At 58.6% G+C, this 17,564-nt stretch carries 10 protein-coding genes and 1 pseudogene; 3 read left to right on the top strand and 8 right to left on the bottom strand.

Annotated features, from left to right (window positions below):
* The first annotated feature begins 26 nt into the window (after nucleotides 1–26).
* The 3 genes and pseudogenes from glmS (at nucleotide 27) to IVB19_RS37650 (ending at nucleotide 5,796) form a co-directional block, all read left to right on the top strand.
* Nucleotides 27–1,853: a glutamine--fructose-6-phosphate transaminase (isomerizing) gene (glmS, locus tag IVB19_RS37660; RefSeq protein WP_247822194.1), complete on the top strand. Its 1,827-nt coding sequence runs from the start codon at nucleotides 27–29 to the stop codon at nucleotides 1,851–1,853.
* A 966-nt stretch (nucleotides 1,854–2,819) separates the two neighbouring features.
* Complete coding sequence (locus IVB19_RS37655; protein WP_276017746.1) at nucleotides 2,820–4,169, top strand: MFS transporter; 1,350 nt, start codon at nucleotides 2,820–2,822, stop codon at nucleotides 4,167–4,169.
* A gap of 550 nt (nucleotides 4,170–4,719) precedes the next feature.
* Nucleotides 4,720–5,796, top strand: a pseudogene (locus IVB19_RS37650) (IS630 family transposase).
* Here IVB19_RS37650 and IVB19_RS37645 read toward each other — a convergent pair.
* From IVB19_RS37645 to nodU, 8 genes are all read right to left on the bottom strand, one after another.
* Entirely contained in the window at nucleotides 5,759–6,649 is an 891-nt protein-coding gene (locus IVB19_RS37645; protein WP_247822193.1) for an electron transfer flavoprotein subunit beta/FixA family protein, read from the bottom strand. The pseudogene IVB19_RS37650 and the gene IVB19_RS37645 sit on opposite strands and share 38 nt — an antisense overlap.
* A 313-nt stretch (nucleotides 6,650–6,962) precedes the next feature.
* Complete coding sequence (gene nifA / locus IVB19_RS37640) at nucleotides 6,963–8,735, bottom strand: nif-specific transcriptional activator NifA (protein ID WP_247822192.1); 1,773 nt, start codon at nucleotides 8,733–8,735, stop codon at nucleotides 6,963–6,965.
* 260 nt (nucleotides 8,736–8,995) lie between these two features.
* On the bottom strand, nucleotides 8,996–9,832 hold the full coding sequence (locus IVB19_RS37635; protein ID WP_247822317.1) for an SDR family NAD(P)-dependent oxidoreductase: 837 nt from the start codon (nucleotides 9,830–9,832) through the stop codon (nucleotides 8,996–8,998).
* A gap of 929 nt (nucleotides 9,833–10,761) precedes the next feature.
* The gene (locus IVB19_RS37630) at nucleotides 10,762–11,736 is read right to left on the bottom strand and encodes a nodulation protein NodZ (RefSeq protein WP_247822191.1); all 975 of its coding nucleotides are present in this window, start codon (nucleotides 11,734–11,736) and stop codon (nucleotides 10,762–10,764) included.
* 198 nt (nucleotides 11,737–11,934) lie between these two features.
* Entirely contained in the window at nucleotides 11,935–13,941 is a 2,007-nt protein-coding gene (locus tag IVB19_RS37625; RefSeq protein WP_247822190.1) for a carbamoyltransferase family protein, read from the bottom strand.
* 199 nt (nucleotides 13,942–14,140) lie between these two features.
* Nucleotides 14,141–14,929: a nodulation factor ABC transporter permease subunit NodJ gene (gene nodJ, locus IVB19_RS37620; RefSeq protein ID WP_247822189.1), complete on the bottom strand. Its 789-nt coding sequence runs from the start codon at nucleotides 14,927–14,929 to the stop codon at nucleotides 14,141–14,143.
* Between the two features lie 3 nt (nucleotides 14,930–14,932).
* Nucleotides 14,933–15,847, bottom strand: a complete 915-nt coding sequence (gene nodI / locus IVB19_RS37615) for a nodulation factor ABC transporter ATP-binding protein NodI (RefSeq protein ID WP_247822188.1) — start codon at nucleotides 15,845–15,847, stop codon at nucleotides 14,933–14,935.
* A gap of 4 nt (nucleotides 15,848–15,851) precedes the next feature.
* Nucleotides 15,852–17,564: a nodulation protein NodU gene (gene nodU, locus IVB19_RS37610; protein ID WP_247822187.1), complete on the bottom strand. Its 1,713-nt coding sequence runs from the start codon at nucleotides 17,562–17,564 to the stop codon at nucleotides 15,852–15,854.

The raw sequence follows: 17,564 nt of genomic DNA, 5'->3' as shown, positions 1-17,564 counted from the left end.
TTTTGAACTTGAGGTAAACTGATCAAATGTGCGGAATTGTCGGCATCTTGGGGCGCGGTCCGGTCGCAGATCGTCTCATCGATTCACTGAAGCGACTGGAATATCGCGGCTATGACTCAGCGGGCATCGGGACGCTCAAAGGAAATCATATCGAGCTTCGACGCGCCGAGGGCAAGCTGAGGAACCTTGAGACACGCGTTCGCTGCGATCCGCTCTCAGGCCATGTCGGGATTGGGCACACGCGCTGGGCTACTCATGGCAAGCCGACGGAGCACAATGCTCATCCGCATGCAACGGACAATGTTGCAGTCGTCCATAACGGCATAATCGAGAATTTTCGCGAGCTGCGAGCAGAGCTAAAACAGCATGGTGCCTGTTTCGCCTCTGAAACAGACACCGAGGTGGTGACACATCTCATCGACTTTTATCTGAAAGATGGCTGCTCGCCGCAGGAGGCAGTGAAAGCGTCGCTGCCGCGACTAGTCGGCGCATTTGCGCTTGCAATCCTGTTCAAGGGTCAACACGACCTCATGATCGGTGCGCGCAAGGGCTCACCACTCGCGATCGGGCATGGCGAAGGCGAAATGTATCTCGGATCGGATGCCATCGCGCTCGCGCCCCTGACTGGCTTGATCACCTACCTTGAGGACGGCGATTGGGCTGTGCTCAACCGCAACTTCAGCGTGGTCTACGACGCACAAGGCACGGTTGTCCGCCGGGAGGTGGTGAAATCTGGCGCGTCGTCGGTTCTCGTGGACAAAGCAAACTACCGCCACTTCATGGCGAAGGAAATCCACGAACAGCCAGAGGTGATCGGGCAGACGCTGGCGCATTACGTCAATATCGCCACCGAGAGCGTGGCACTGCCGCAGGAGCTTCCGTTCGACTTCAACGAGATCGGACATATCTCGATCGCTGCTTGTGGTACGGCAGGCTACGCCGGCCATATCGCCAAATACTGGTTCGAGCGGCTGGCTCGTATTCCGGTCGAGCTCGATGTCGCCTCCGAATTTCGGTATCGTGAGGCGCCGATGCGCAAGGGAAATCTTGCCATCTTCATCTCGCAGTCGGGCGAGACGGCCGATACGCTGGCCGCGCTCCGGTATGCCAAATCGCAAGGCCTGCATACCCTCTCGATCGTGAACGTACTGAGTTCGACCATTGCGCGCGAAAGCGGGACGGTGTTGCAGACATTCGCCGGACCTGAAATCGGCGTTGCCTCGACCAAGGCGTTCACATGCCAGCTCGTGGTCTTGGGCGCGCTGGCGGTCGCTGCGGGCAAGGCGCGCGGTGAATTGCAGGGGAGCGACGAGGTCGATCTCGTGCGAGCGCTGATCGAAATTCCGCGACTAGTTACAGTGGCGCTTGCCAGCGAGCCGCAGATCGAGAAGCTCGCACGCGACATCGCCAAATCGCGTCACGTGCTATATCTTGGTCGCGGCACGTCGTTTCCACTGGCCTTGGAGGGGGCGCTGAAGCTGAAGGAGATCTCCTACATTCACGCCGAGGGCTATGCGGCCGGAGAGCTCAAGCACGGCCCGATCGCCTTGATCGACGAGAGCGTTCCCGTAGTCGTCATTGCTCCCTGCGACCGGGTGTTCGAAAAGACCATCTCTAATATGCAGGAGGTCGCCGCACGCGGCGGCAAGATTATCCTGATAACGGACGCGCGGGGAGCCGCAGAGGTATCCATGGATTCACTTGCGACGATTGTGCTGCCGGAGATGGGTACGACATTTGCGTCGATTGTCTATGCCATTCCGGTGCAGCTTTTGGCCTACCACACGGCCACCCTGATGGGCACGGACGTCGACCAACCCCGAAATCTCGCGAAATCGGTAACCGTCGAATGAGGCAAGGTGACGCGACCTGCATTTGTCGAGGTCAGATACCGAATGCGCACAAACCTCTGTCAAATCGATTTGCGATGTGCCGCCCGGCTCCTGGCCCGATGCCACCGCATGGTTTGTGCCGGTTCATAGCCCTTGCTCACGGAGGCTGAGACTCATGTGCAAAATCCCTGGCCAATCAGGTTGCGAGGCTGGCGTGGCGTTGCCTCCGGCAAGCAAGGAGTCGCATATGACTTATCATGGCAGTCCGATTGCTTGGACCTGGATCATAATTCGTGACGAACATCCAGGTTTTTCATACGGCGTGGAAGCCAGATGATCCTGTTCGATCGATCCAAACGAATGCCCGTTATCGCTGGGGAGGGCCCGCTATGTTCCTCCCCCTCAGTACGGGTTTGGACCGGGTTAGGACCGCAGCGCCCCTCGAACGAAGCGCGCCTCGCTTCGAAGGATAACGTGGCACTTGCCGGGCATTGCGATCGGCGCTATCGGACGGGCTCGATCGCGAGCACGCTCACCAAATCTTTCCGTCAAGCCTCAGGTTAACTTGAGCAACTCGAGGCCAAATCGCTGGACATCGGGTGAGATGCTAACGCGCCTCGCCCCCAATCGCAGGCTCGCGAGCTGTTCTAGCACGACATCTCACGGAGCTCTTCCCTGCCGCTTGTATGCCATGCATCTCGTCCTTCCTTTCATTGCATGTTGGTGCGCTCAATGAGAAATTCGGCCACGCCACCGACAACAATCTTGTCACCGAGAATTACCCGAGGTTTCAGTAGCTTGAGAGTCACTCCTGCGACGCGAGCGACTGTGCGAGTTTGCGGCATTGCCGAAAATATGCCGGAAACGTCAGGCGCTTACGGGTTAGTCGATAGTGCCCTGATGGCAGATTCGCGGCCATAAAACTGCACTCGGCTGGCGTGAGACTTTCTCCGGACCCGGCCATTTCAAACCGAGAGGAAACTCGCCATGTCACCAGCGTCCATCGCGCAAGCGTCAAATGCCAAATCGCGCATTGGCGCCATCTTACGTGCGACGAGCGGCAACTTCCTCGAGCAGTTCGACTTCTTCTTGTTCGGGTTCTACGCCAGTGCCATCGGAAACGCATTCTTTCCATCAGGAAGCGAAACCGCTTCACTGCTTAACACCTTCGGTGTGTTCTGGCTGGGGGCCTTGATGCGACCTGTTGGCGCGATTGTGCTTGGAGCCTATATTGACCAGATTGGCCGTAGGCAAGGCCTGATCATCACGCTTTCGATCATGGCTATTGGCACCGTCATCATCGCCTTTTGTCCCGGCTATGCAACAATCGGCATTGCCGCACCTGCGATCGTGCTGTTCGGACGGCTATTGCAAGGCTTTTCTGCCGGCGTTGAGGTTGGCGGCGTTTCCGTCTACCTCTCCGAGATTGCCACTCCGGGCAACCGCGGCTTTTACACATCCTTTCAGTCCTCGAGCCAGCAGGTTGCGATCTTTGTCGCGGCTCTTATCGGATATTTTTTGAGCGAAGCACTTCCGGCCGAAATGGTTGCTGCCTGGGGCTGGCGGATCCCATTCTTCCTTGGCTGCTTGATCGTTCCGCTTATCTTCTTCCTGCGCCGCACGCTGGAGGAAACTCCAGAGTTTCTGGTCATGAAGACCCACCCAACCGCCCGCGAAGTCTTTGCCTCCACATTTGCGAACTGGCGCATTGTCATTCTCGGCATGATGATCGCGATGCTGACGACCACGACCTTCTATTTCGTCACAGTGTACACGCCTACGTTTGGCAAGCACGTATTGCAGCTGTCCTCGCAGAGCACGCTCTTGGTGACGCTTTTGGTCGCCGTGACGAACTTCATCTGGAACCCAATTGGCGGCGCGATCTCTGACAGAATCGGTCGGAAGCCAGTCTTGCTGACCATTGCCGGCCTTGCATTCGTGACTGTGTATCCGGCGTTGTCTTGGCTTGTGACCGACCCAAGCTTTGGCAAGATGCTGGTAGTGGAGATGATGTTCTCGTTCTACTTTGGCACCTATAGCGGCGCCATGTTGGGCGCTCTGGTCGAAATCGTGCCGAAGCACGTTCGCACAACCTGCTTTTCTTTGGCTTTCGCACTCGCCGCAGCTCTCTTTGGCACCTTTACGCCGCTCGCATCGACTTGGCTCATCGATCGGACTGGCGACAAGGCTTCACCGGGTTTTTGGTTGATGTTTGCAGCTTTTCTCGGCATTATCGCCGCACTCCTGATTTATCCAGGAAACACCAAGAGAGTTGCGAAGCTGTCGCGACCCGAGCGGTCTAACCGGGCCCTAAGCCCGCAATTTACCCCGCATTAGCAGCCACCGGGTTCTTCACGTCGAAGACTGAACTGAACGGGGTGCGAGGCGGTGCTTGCGGTGATCTCACGGTGGTCCGCGTGTCACTCTGCGAGTCACGGTTCTTCCTATGCAACATCGAGCAGTATCGGGACGACCCGCCGCTGATGTTGACCGGGAATGGCTGAGCACTACCGCCACGCTCGATTCGTTCTGTGGTCGAGCGGCGCGATGATAACGCTCGCACTTTGCGGTTAATTGAAATACGGCAGAGCTCGCGCGAGGGAGATACATCCCTCGCGCGAGCTCCACGTGCGCTGTCAAGCAAACTTAGCGGGGCACGTCTTGAGGCCGCATGAATTCCCCAGTGGACAGGTGTATCGCAGCTCGTAAAACCTTGGCGAGCGATCGAAAAGCTTGATCGTGCCTGGTGCACCGAGCGAGGGGCCAATGCATGACCACGGCCCAGGCCATCGCCGGCTCGGCTCGATCAGCGGCGACTTCACGCACCTCTAGTGGTCTGATTCATTCGGAGATTCCCAAATCGACCGAAGCAGTTCAAGCTCTGGGCATGAGAGCAGGAACTATCGTAAAGGTCACCCGGGCGGACCGCCATCGGCTTGAGGCGATCGTCTCGGATCGCAGCGCACCTCAGAAGCATGTGTGGCGGGCCAACATCATTCTTGCCACTGCCGACGGCTGTGGCACCGCCGAGATCATGCGCCGCTCGGGCAAATCCAAGCCCGTGGTGTGGAGATGGCAGGCCCGGTTCATGGCGGAGGGTGTCGAAGGGCTAACGCGCGACAAGACGCGAAAGCCCGGCAAACCACCGCTGCCGACGGGCACCGTGCAGAGAGTGGTCGACCTGGCGCTCGGGCCGCCGCCGGGAGAAACAACCCACTGGACCGGCCGGATGCTGGCGAAAGCCGCAGGGGTGAGCCTGCGTTCGGTGCAGCGTATCCTCGAAGCCCACCAACTCGCGCCGCATCGCATCCGTACGTTCAAGCTGTCGAACGACCCGAAGTTCGCCGAAAAACTCAAGGACGTCGTCGGCCTCTATGTCGATCCTCCCGCCCATGCGGTCGTCCTCTCAGTCGACGAAACGAGCCAGATTCAGGCGCTCGACCGCACCCAGCCAGGGTTGCCGATGAAGCCGGGCCGTGCCGGCACGATGACCCACGACTACAAACGTCACGGCACCACCACGCTGTTCGCTGCCCTCAACATCCTCGACGGCACCGTCATCGGCCGCAACATGCAGCGCCATCGCCACCAGGAGTTCATTCGCTTCCTCAACACGATCGAGGAGCAGGTCCCGGCAGGGAAAGTAATCCACGCCATCGTCGACAAACTATGCGACCCACAAGCATCCGAAGGTACGCCAATGGCTGGTTCGGCATCCCCGCTCGACGTTCCACTTCACCCCGACCTCTGCATCCTGGCTCAATGCGGTCGAAGGCTTCTTCGCCTCACGCGCCGTCGCCTCAAGCGAGGCGTGTTCCGATCCGTCGTTGACCTGCAAGTCGCCATCAACCGCTTCGTCGCCGAGACAAACGCCGATCCCAAACTCTTCGTATGGACCGCCGATCCAAAGCGCGTCCTCGCCGCTGTCAAACGCGGGAAACAAGCGTTAGAGTCGCTCCACTAGTTTGCGCGGATGAGGTACCGCGCGCAAGCTGTGCGAGCTCCGTCTCGAGCGTAGGGTTGCGCTTGAACATGGCGTCGATCAACGCTTGCGCCGGCTGCTCGGCCGCTTCCACCCACGTGGCCTTCTCCGCTCGTGCGGAGGGCGCGAAGACACGCTTGACCACGGTCGGCGACCCCCTCAGACCGCATTTGCCCATGTCATCCACGCCGGCAGTTTGAGCGCTCCATTTTACAATTGAGGCACGGGCCGCACGCAAAGCGTCGATCATCGCACCGCGACGAATTTGATTGCTTGCCTCTAACATGCTGATGAGACAAGGAAGCTTGGAACGCAGCACCTGGACTCCTCCTTCGCAGCGCCGTTCCGCATCGATCGTACGTTCTTTGAAGTCCAACGCTTTGATTGTGGAAACATAAGTAAGCTGCTGGACCCCGAGCCTCTTTGCAATGCCAGGTCCCACCTGCGCTGTATCGCCGTCGATAGTCTGCTTGCCAGTAAATACGACGTCTGGTGGGCCATATTCCTTCCCGATATTGCGAATCGCGCACGCCAGCGCGTAACTCGTCGCCAGCGTATCGGAGCCCGCGAAACTACGGTCAGTGAGCAGGACAGCACGATTGGCACCAAATGTCAGCGCCTTTCGAAGAGATTCTTCGGCCGACGGCGGCCCCATTGTCAGAACAGTGATTTCGCCGCCGAACTTGTCTCGTAGCTCGAGCGCAGCTTCCAGTGCGAACAGATCATATGGGTTGATGATTGTCGGTACCCCCTGACGCATGATCGTATTCGTGACGGGATGCACGCGGATTTGTGCGGAGTCGGGGACCTGTTTGATGCAGACGACGGTGTGCATATGCTTCTCCTAAGATGTTGAGTAGGCTCCCCACGAATAGCAACTGTCATACCACCCCAGGTCATTTCGCCGATGAGAGACGAATGCAACGGCTGGCGACTGACGGTGAGACCGTTGTGACTGCGACGAGCTGCTCATAGGGCGAATACATTGCAAGCAGACGATAACCAGCACGCGGCTGACGCGAAGATGGCTTACGCTCCCGGCATGGCCACCCCCAAGCAGCGCACACCGGTTTCGTATCCGCTTCATGGACCAGAGGCACGCTCTCGTACCGCGCCGCGATCGAGAGAGAGGCGAGCCGACTGTTTATTCAGAAGCGCTTGATCTCGATACCGTGCCTTCTCAAGGCATAGCCAATCTGGCGCGGCGTCAGTCCAAGCAAGCGCGCCGCCTTGGCCTGTACCCACCCGGACCTTTCCATCGCCGCGACTACGCGCTCGCGATCTGTGACCTTGGCGGCACCTATGTTAGGTCGGCCGGTCGGCTCTAGCGGGGTCGGTTCGCTCCCGACCGGCTGAACGTGTGCCACAGCTTGTGTCGGCGGCATGCTCAGCCTCGCGGGAAGTGAGATTATCGGGCTCGCCTGTCGCGCCACTTGCTCCGGCCCGCACTTCCATAGCGTGGCCGACAGGCATTGCCCGTGCCAGCAGGCAAAATCGTCTCTTGCGATCGACGATCCGTGCGCCAGGGTCGCGGTCCGCTGCACACAGTTCTCCAGCTCACGGACATTACCGGGAAATCCGCAATTCATAAGAACGTCAATCGCACTCGAATCGAAGACCAGAGCACGGCCGTTCTCATTGCTGAAGTTCTTCAAGAATCGAGCGGCCAGAAGCGGAATATCAGTGCGTCTTTCGCGCAGCGGCGGCAGTAGCAGAGGAACCACGCTAATGCGATAATAGAGATCGGCACGAAACTCCTTGCTTGCCACCGCCTCTTCAAGATTCTTGTTCGTGGCAGCAATCATGCGGACATCGACTTTGATCGTCTGATTGCCCCCCACCCGCTCGAACTCCTGCTCCTGAAGCACGCGCAGGAGTTTCGCCTGGAACGACGCCGAGATCTCGCCAATCTCATCCAGAAACAACGTTCCCTTGTCCGCGAGTTCGAAGCGACCCTTGCGCGCGTTGAATGCGCCCGTAAACGCCCCCTTCTCGTGACCGAACAATTCGGATTCCAGCACCGTCTCGGTGAGGGCTGCGCAATTCAGCTTGATAAAGGGGCGTTTGGCGCGCGCTGAACGCTCGTGAATCGCCTTCGCGACCAGCTCTTTGCCGGTACCCGATTCGCCACGCAACAGAACCGTGCTATTCGATTGTGCGATCAGCTCGATCTTCTCAAGCATCGCGCGCAACGCCGGACTATCGCCGATAATTCCCTCGACTTGGACCTTCTTACGCTCCCGCCCATGAGGCTTGAGCTCGGACGACGGCTGCTTCTGCAGCCGGAACTCCTCGTCCATAAGCCGCCCGCGATCGCGCACGCAATGCAGCTTCGCCGTCTGGCCCAGAAGGCTTGCGACCATCGTCAGCAGGCGGACGTCGTCCTCGAGCTGCGCGTGCGTCCCGTTGTCTGCGATGCGGTCGATGCTCAGCGTACCCACAACTTTCTCGTCGATCTCTATGGGAAGGCCGATGAAGGCAACACACGTATTACCGGCGGCGTCTAGCATCATCTCCACTTCCGAAGAACTGAAGATCGAATGCAGCGCTACGTTCTGGACGATGAGCGGCTGCCCCGTCGCCACGATTTGATCAATTGCTCCTTGCGGCAAGCGCCCCCCGCAACGCGCGTCGCGCCCTTCGCTCCGGCCGTCGTCTACGATGATCTCGGGCATCCCGTCATGTTCGAACAGACATACGATGCCGCGCCGCATCTGCACAAGCGATGGCAGACGCTCGATGACGCTCGCCAGCTTGGCTTCGAGCCGGCATAGGCCAGTGAGCGTGTGCGCTATTTCAAAGATCGTGGTTAGCGATTTCTCTTGCGACGGCAGAATAGAAGGCGAGGGGCCCGCAGAAGTGGAAGGGCCCGCGTCGGACGTTGAGTTTGGTCTTTCGGGCAGGGAAACGCTGTCCAGCATAATGACTTCTCCGTTCTTTTCTTGATCCTCCCCATCACCTCGATCGGACTTGTTAGACTCGTGTTGCATGCCTGCCTCGATCTGACATCCAGTTCTCAGGGCGCGGGCGAGAGATGACGCCTCGTCATGGCACGCCGGCAGCACTTACAGTGACTAGGTTTTCCGCTTTATTCTTTCCAACTCGCTTCGCGGATTCGCCCCGGCCAACATGGCTTCCATCGGTGAAGCTCAGTTAGCCGGGTTCGCCAGGACGGATTCACTCACAAGTGTTGCCCGCCATTGATCGGCACTTCGGCGCCAGTGACATAACTTGCCGCATCTGAACATAGGAAGAAAATGACCTTGGCGACCTCTTCGGGTGTACCCACCCGGCGTAGTGGGATCTTTGGCACAAGATACGCTTCCGTCTCAGGCGACAAAATGTCCGTCTTGATTTCGCCGGGCGCGATCGCATTGACGCGAATGCCATGTGAGGCGTAATCGTGCGCCATTTCGCGCGTGAGACAAGCGAGCGCAGCTTTCGACGTGGCATATGCCGTGCCTGCAAATGGATGCACCCGCGCTCCGGCGATCGAAGTCACATTGACGATCGAGCCTGAAGCCGCTTTTAGCTCATCGAACAGACCTTGAGCGAGCAGGATCGGTGCGACGAGATTGAGGTGGAACACGCTCATCCAGGTATCGACTGAGGTCGCCAGCGACGTAAGCCGGGCACCGTTTGGCGTTTTTGGTGAGTTTCCGGCATTGTTTATCAGTCCCTGCAGCGGTGCGCCGGCCAGGCGCTCCTTTATCTGGGCAATCACGCGCGGTAGCATTCGATGATCGCTCAGGTCGACTTCGATATAGCTATCCCCCTCTGAGTCCCATGGGCAGCGCACCGCGTCGAATGGTTGGCGCGCGCAAGCAATGATGCGCCAACCGGCTTCCGAAAACAATTTTCCGGTGGCGCGACCGATACCGCGCGATGCCCCGGTCAATACCAGCGTCTTCCGCTCACGCAGCGGACGACCCGCTCCATGGGCGTGAATTGGACCACGAGGGCCCGTTTCCGACGATTGAGCTGCGACCGCATTGTCATCTGGTAGACCTAGATTCACACGCGACTCCATTCCGCTCCCCACGCCTGTGCACTTAGAGCAAAATCTGGGCCAGAGCAATGCAGGGCACAGGTGACGCGCTTTTACGACGCAAATGGCAGGTTCCGAACATCTGGCCTGTTTGCTTTTCGACACCGGCAGCGCCGTAGTAATGACTGTCGTCGAGCTCCCGGGTGCTGCCCACTGCGTGCGCTACGTCTTCGAGCCGAGAGGCTGGGATTTCCATGGCGAGCTGACTGCGTCACCAGTCCACGAGTGGTCTGTGGGTCATCCGCGCTGGACAAGATAGATTAGCTGCCTTTGGCGGAGATCAGGATTCAATGGCCGGTTCGTCCAAGTCGCTCTCGGCCTGGTTACGCGCGGCCGCACATACGGCTCTTGAGCAATATCGATTGGCCGCCGGCCGCGCCGTTCATCACACCTCCGTTCGAAAGGACTCTGCGAGCCAGCATGAACAAGGCCGTCGTCCAGAAAAGGAGCTGACCGCAAAAGGGTTGCCCAGCAAAGGCGATCCATCTACCGGACGCGCCTCCTTGCTGCTAGGACATTCTGACGTGACTGTCTGTTACGTCAGATTTCCTCGGCAACCCGGACCACTATTGCGTGCGTTTCACCGTCTGGCTAGCGATGGCAGACTCGGCGGGAGGATGACAGAACCATAAACTTTCCTCGCGACTCGAGTTACACCGGAGGGCCCGAAGCATTGGGGGGCAAGGCCGCCGGCGCCCGCTGGCATTGGCCTTACGCTTCTCAGGCCTTCGCCCTCCCACGCACCGCATCGGTGGTAGTACGCCGGTCAGCCGTCGCTTGCGGGACGGAAGTCGCCATCCAACGTTCCCGCGACACGTTGCGAAACTCGATCGTGTCGAAGCCAACGGTATCAGACCGATGATCTAGCCCGCCATTGTTCAGGCGCAGATCCTGGCGCTTCAGGAAGCCGCGAAATGCTCGTATGGATTATCGATCATGGTCAAGCGCTCCGGATTGCTCTGGTCGAATTCAATAATCCGTGGCACGAGCAGACGGGCATAGCGCGTGAAGGCGCTGGTGGGGGGAAAGCGGATCACGGTAGCGCATCGCGCAAGAAGATACATATCGATCAGAGCGGAAGCTCCACCTTCAATTCCCATTTCCGCACTATGCAACGGCCCTGCCCGATCGGCCTGGAAACGCTTTGGTACGGCGAAGACATCGGGAAACAGACCCGATAGGCGCTCGAGCACCTGTGCACTGTCCGTGCAAAGGAAGACCTTTACAGGCTTTGGATATGACAAAGCCTCGGCTTTACGGATTGCCATGCAAACCTGACGAAGGGCGAGCTCCGAATTGGCCCAGTACGGCGCATGCTCCATGATATCTTCGCCATTGCCGTGCCGAACATGAACGCCAATGATGCTATGGCCGCTAAAGTGTTCCTCATACAAGGCGTCGATCCGCGCTTGAATCTCAGACCTGAGCTTGATGCTCCGAAAGATCAGTCGTTCGGCTGCCTCGCCACAACGCCACATCAGGCAGGCGTCACAGACAATGGTGTTGGCGGCGTTATCTTCTCTTGCCTGGAACAACTCGGTCAGTTCGTCACGTTCTCGGAAGATCTGCTCATCCGGACGATCGATGCAGTCGATCGATGGCCTATTCCACCACCGCGGGAAGAACGGTCCGGGAAACGAGAGCTGGTTGATCCGGTCGTCGCAAATCACCGGTACCCCAGCGATGTCCTCAACCGGCTCGAAGAACACCGGAAAGCCGTTGCTGAACGGTCGGTCGATGTAGCAGGAACCGCGCCAGTCAACGACGAGCGTCCGCCCGGTCCGCTGCGCGTACGACCAGGCTGACGCCAGCGACCAGAGGCAGTCACCAAAGCCGGTACGCCTCCGAGAAATAACAAAGCGTTCCTTGGTCAAGTTATCAAGCCCTTCTCGTTGCGCAAGATCAGTTTTGTGTGGCGCACCTAGCATCTGCGATCCCGATCGACACCAATGGACGGCTGGTCACCTAGACGCAAGGCAAACAACCTGCAACCCCTCCTCCACGGCACCGCGATTGGCAGTTATGCAAGAGGCCTCCAAAGAGCCTCTTGCGCATTGCTCACCTTTTTTCGGTCACGGAGTCTGTGACGGATGCAGCCGAATACGGCGCAGATCCCAGAGCCCGCGCAGTTCGTTCACGAGAGCTTCTCGCCTAGTCCTGTCAGAGGTGACCCTGGCGAGAAGATCGGCAAGAACAGCTTCCTTCTCAATTTGCATCAGCATGTCGAACAGGTCATGCGAGATGCGCACGCTGTCCTGGCTGGAGTGACCCATGCGGATCTCGGAGACCGTCTCCTGGCGTTCTCGGCCCGCATGAGCCCGAACCCGGTAAAGAGATACATGGGGCGGCAGTGATACTGCGAGTGCAGTCCAGCTTTCGAGCGTTGTCGCCCGCTTTTTGACGAGGAATGAACCGACCACAAGGCCATCAAGCTCGGTCGACAAAAACGCCGTAATCGCATCGGCAACGGAATCTACGATCGGTTCGGCATTGTTGTTGAACGACGTATTAAGCAAAATCGGGACGCCGGTCCGGCTCTTGAACGCGTTGATGAGTTCCCAATAGGAGGCATTGTTCGTGCGGGAAACCGTTTGCAGCCGAGCCGTACCATCGATATGCGTGATCGCGCCCAGCAAAGCACGCTTGGATTCACGCACGCGAACGACGAAATTCATGAAGGGGTATTCTGCGCGACCATCCGGCAGCTCAAAGAACGCGCCCGCATCCTCCTCCAGAACCGATGGCGCAAATGGTCGATAACTCTCACGCTTCTTGACCATCGCATTGATCCGGTCCTTGTTCGCCGCGGGCCTCGGGTCCGCAAGAATACTGCGGTTGCCGAGCGCACGAGGGCCGAACTCCGACCGGCCCTGTACCCACCCGATCACGGCGCCATCAGCCATCCACTCGGCTGCCCTGGTTGCGACGTCAGCGGTCCGCTCAATCTCGAGGTGTCCGGCCCATCCCTTCAGTTCCTGTTCGATGCTGTCGTCGCTGCCGACATCTGGCCCCCAATAGACCGACTGTAATCGCTCGCGGGGCGCCGGTTGCCCGGCCTCGTTCGACACCATCAGTGCCGCGCCCAATGCGCATCCGGCGTCATGCGCGGCCGGCTGCACGAAGATGTCGTCGAACAGGCCTGAATACAGGAGTTTTCCGTTCAGCGTGCAGTTGTGGGCCACCCCCCCAGCGAGGCACAACCGTTTCATTCCGGTCGACTCACGGTAATGCCGAAGAATATGAAACACGATCCGCTCCAGCGCCTCCTGCAACGATGCGCTCACGTCTCGATGCTGTTGGGTGAACGGCATTCCCTTTCGCCGAACCTCGATACTGCGCAGCAATGCCGGGCCGATACGTTCGAGGTGAACGCGGTAGCCACCGTTTGCGGAGAGCTCATAAAATTGCGAAAAGAGCTCGCGATAGCGTGCGGGATCTCCGTAAGGAGCCAGTCCCATAACCTTATACTCGTCGAACAGGCCGTAGCCGAGATATCGGATCGTCTCCAGATAAAACAGTCCGAGAGAGTTATTCTCTGGAAACGTCATAAGCTCGGTCATTTCGCTGCCTGACCCGACAGCCAAGAGACCCGACAGGAAGTCGCCACAACCGTCGATCGCGAGGACCAGGCTTTCTTCAAAACCCGACATGGCCAGAGCGCTCACGGCGTGGGCCTGATGGTGGCCTACGAATGACACCCGGGAAGAATCCACTTGGGTACCGAACTCCGTGGCTAGAAGGTGCCGTAGCAGCAGATTCGCATCCAGAGGAATTGAGATTTCCGGTTGTGAGATGAACAACCGTTCCAGCATTGCATTGCAATAGGCTTCAGTAGCGTAGAACGCAATACGATCGACGTCGCGAAGCTCCACACCCGCGGCTGCAAGACAGTATTCGATCGCACTGCTCGGGAGCTTGTTTGAGTGTTTGATCCGGTTGAGGCGCTCCTCCTCCACGGCAGCGATCACGCGCCCGTCCTTGACAAGTACCGCGGCGCCGTCGTGCAGAAACGTGTCCGGTAGTCCAAGGGGGTTTTCGTAGACCTTGTCGAGGCCGCCACTCAATCCTAGACACAGCATCTTGTTCTCCGTTAATCCTGAGAGGCCTGTTGGCCTATTTCGTGTCGCGTGATTTTGGAGTAGGCCGCACGTCCCCGCGGGGCCGATCAGGCATCGCTTGCTGACGAGACGCATCTAAGGTTCGCACGCGATTGGAAGTTCGCTAAGCCCGATATCTCATTTCGCACACGCGATGCTTCGCTTTAGATCTTATTTCCTCTCACCGCATCAGGCGCTGCCGAAGCAGCACGGCCGAGACGAGGAAGGGAAATGCTGCGTAGATGCAAAGTGCGCCCACATGCAATCCGACGCTGTCAACCGGATGACCAAGCATTGCTGGACGAATGAGATCGACCGAATGACTCAGCGGCAATAAGGCCGCGATGCGTTGCAATGGACCGGGCAACTGGCTCATTGGGAAGATCGTCCCGCTCAAATACATCATGGGCGTAAGAACGAGCGACTGGTAGAAGATGAAATAGTCGTGGCTCGGTGCAAGTGCTGAAACGACCATTGCGAGGCTCGCGAAAGTAACGCCAGTGAGGGCGATGGCTGGCAACGCATAGGGGATGGATGACCACTCTGCGTAACCCAGCGCGACGGCCACAATCGTGATTGCGGTCCCGGCGAGCAAGGCCTTGCTCGCTGCCCATGCCACTTCACCGAGCACAATGTCGCCGAGCGTAAGGGGCGTACAGAGCACTGCCTCCCAAGTGCAATTTGTCTGCATGCGAGCGTAAGCGGCATAGATCGTTTCGAAGGTTGCGGAGACCATCGCGCTTGTGGCAACCATGCCAGCTGCCAGAAACGAGACGTATGAGGTGCCCTCAACACCACCTATGATCATTCCAAGGCCAAAACCGAGGCCGAACAGAGAGCTCATTGGCTCGGCCAGATTCCCAAGGACCGACGCCAGAGCAACTTTCCGCCAGACCAGAAAATTGCGGCGCCATACCGCCATCCAGTTCCATGGATTAGCAGGGAGCGCCGGCGCAAAACGTTGCCACATCGTTCAGTCCTTTATCTCTCGCCCGGTTAGCCGCAAGAACACATCCTCCAGATTTGGAGGACGCTGCAGAAAGCGCAGATCCGTGCGGTTGACAAGCCGGAGGCGCACCTGCTCTGGATCCGTGACATAGCAGAACAGCGTCTCCCCGCTCACCTCGGCGCGCTGCACTTGGGGTCTGACCAGCGGCAGCAGTTCGTGCGGGTTACCGCCGTAAATTTCGATCACTTGGCAGCCGATCTGCTGCTCGATCAGCGCGCGAGGCTGACCTTCGGCGATCTTACGGCCGTGCTCGAGCACGCACAGGCGGTCGCACAATCGCTCCGCCTCTTCCATGAAGTGGGTAGTGAGAAGGATCGTTTTGCCGCGCCCCAACAACGAGCGCAAGCGTTCCCAAATCAGGTGACGGCCGTGCGGATCGAGGCCGGTCGTCGGCTCATCAAGCACCAAGAGCTGCGGATCGTTAATGAGGGCCCGTGCCAACGTCAGGCGCCGCTTCATGCCGCCGGACAGTTCGGCAACGCGGGCATCCGCCTTGTTCTCCAGGCGCGCGAATTCGAGCAGTGACGGCGTGACCGCTTCCACCTCAGCCGCGCTCATGGCGAAGTAGCGCCCGAAAACGAGCAAGTTTTCGCGCACCGTGAGCTGAAGATCAAGGTTATCGAACTGTGGGACAACCCCGATCCCCCGGCGCGCCAAGCGCGCCCTTGCCGGCACCGGCTCGCCGAGCACGCATATCTTACCTGCGTCGGGCGATGCAACACCCAGAATCAAACGCGCAAGCGTGCTTTTACCCGCGCCGTTTGGTCCCAGCAGACCGAAGCACTCTCCCGGCGAGACCGTAAACGAAAGAGCGTCCACGACGACCCTGTCGTCGTAGAACTTGCTCACCTGGAAAAGGTCGACTGCCGCGGCTGACATTTGCTTACGCCATCGCAACGGAAGTTGTTCGCGCCGCTTCCTCGCTCGCGCGCTTTCTTGTCCAAAGCAGGCCGTCACACCATACGTGATCGACGCGTCCCCACTGGCACGCAGCGGCAGCATCCGGGAAAAAGCCGCGTCCATGCAGATTGGCGCTGGTATTGCAAAGCAGCGGAATGGCTGTGAGCTTCTCGTACTCAACGAGAAGCTCGGCCACTTTATGCTGAGAGGTTCTGGAAATGGTCTGTAAACGAGCAGATCCATCGAGATGCACGACGGCGGGAATTTTGTCCCGCCATTCCGGTCGCGTCTGGTGATCGAACAGCATGTACGGATCGGGTACTCCAGGGCTAAAAATCTCCGCCGCACGATCCTCCAGGCATATCGGCGCTACCGGCCTGAAATACTCACGAAGTTTGATGTCGTTGAGATGATCCTTCATTCCTTCCCAGCTAGCAGCCGCGAGAATGCTTCTGCCACCCAAGGCTCGTGGTCCAAGCTCGGCACGCCCCGCAAGGAAGACCACGGGCTTGTCGCAAGCGAGGATTGCCGCAAGTTCGCCCATAGTGCAGGGCGCGCCCTCCCATTCGGGTGGGACTTCGCCGGGACGAACGGCCGGTCCACTGTAGACCGACCATTCCAGAGCTCTAAAGCCTTGCTGTGCCGCCAGTGCAGAGCAAGCAGCACCAATGGCTGAGCCGCTGTCGTTCGGAAAGGGCGGCACCCACACGACATCGAACAGGCCGGTCGCACGAAATGCACTATTCCACTTAATATTCAGGCCACAGCCGCCGGCTATGCAGAGGTTACGCGCCCCCGCAAGATCCGAATGCCGCTCCACCACATCAGCAATGGTGCGAACCAGCAGACGCTCTAGAAAGACGTGAAATGATGCAAGGACGTCTTCGGCTTGGTTTTCCTTCAGTCGCATTGTGCACGCATCGAAGAAGTCGTGCAGAGCGTCAAGTGGCGATTGTGAGCTGTTGATCTCTTCAAGCTCAGGACAAGCGCCCTCAGCATCCGTGGCAAAGTGCGCCTCATAAAGTTCATGAAACGTCTTAATACAGTCCTCGTCGGGCGATCCCAGCGCGATATAGGCCATCAGCTTGCCGGCAATACCGAGATCCCAGCTGGTCCGGTCTGTCCGCCTGTAAGGTCCAAAGTGATGTCCTGCCGTCGCATAGGCGTGACCTATCATCGGAAACAGGCACTCGATGAACCGAATGCCGTGGGGCCCGACATAGTAGAGGCGTGGAAACATGCAGCCGTCCCACACCAAGCAAAAAGCAGATTGTGCGGATTTGGCAAACGAGCTGGCGCAGTATGCGGATGCTACGTGCCCGGTGACATGGGGATAGCTTTGATAGGGATATAGCTTCCCATCAAGCATGAGGCCGATCCGATCGCGGGACGCCAGGGGGCTATCGCCTTGCCGTTCGACATACGGCGCGCCCTTGAGCTTGACGGTCGTCGTCCCACTAAGAACTTCAAACTGCGACTCCAACTCTCCATCCCAGCCATCAATGACGAACTGATCAACATCGCTCGGATCCAGCCCGTGCTCCGCCAGGGTGCTAACAACGGCATCCAGGTTGTCGATGGTTTGATAACGCGGATTGTTGTTCAGCTTCTCCTGTTCGACACAAAACACCACCCGGCCATCCTCGATCAGAGCGACTGCCCCGTCATGCGTCAATTTGATACCGCAGATACGCAT

This window comes from Bradyrhizobium sp. 187, from assembly GCF_023101005.1.
GTDB classification, from domain to species: domain Bacteria; phylum Pseudomonadota; class Alphaproteobacteria; order Rhizobiales; family Xanthobacteraceae; genus Bradyrhizobium; species Bradyrhizobium canariense_D.
The sequence above is the reverse complement of the archived record's forward strand: the minus strand, read 5'-3'. Positions and strand labels throughout refer to the sequence as shown.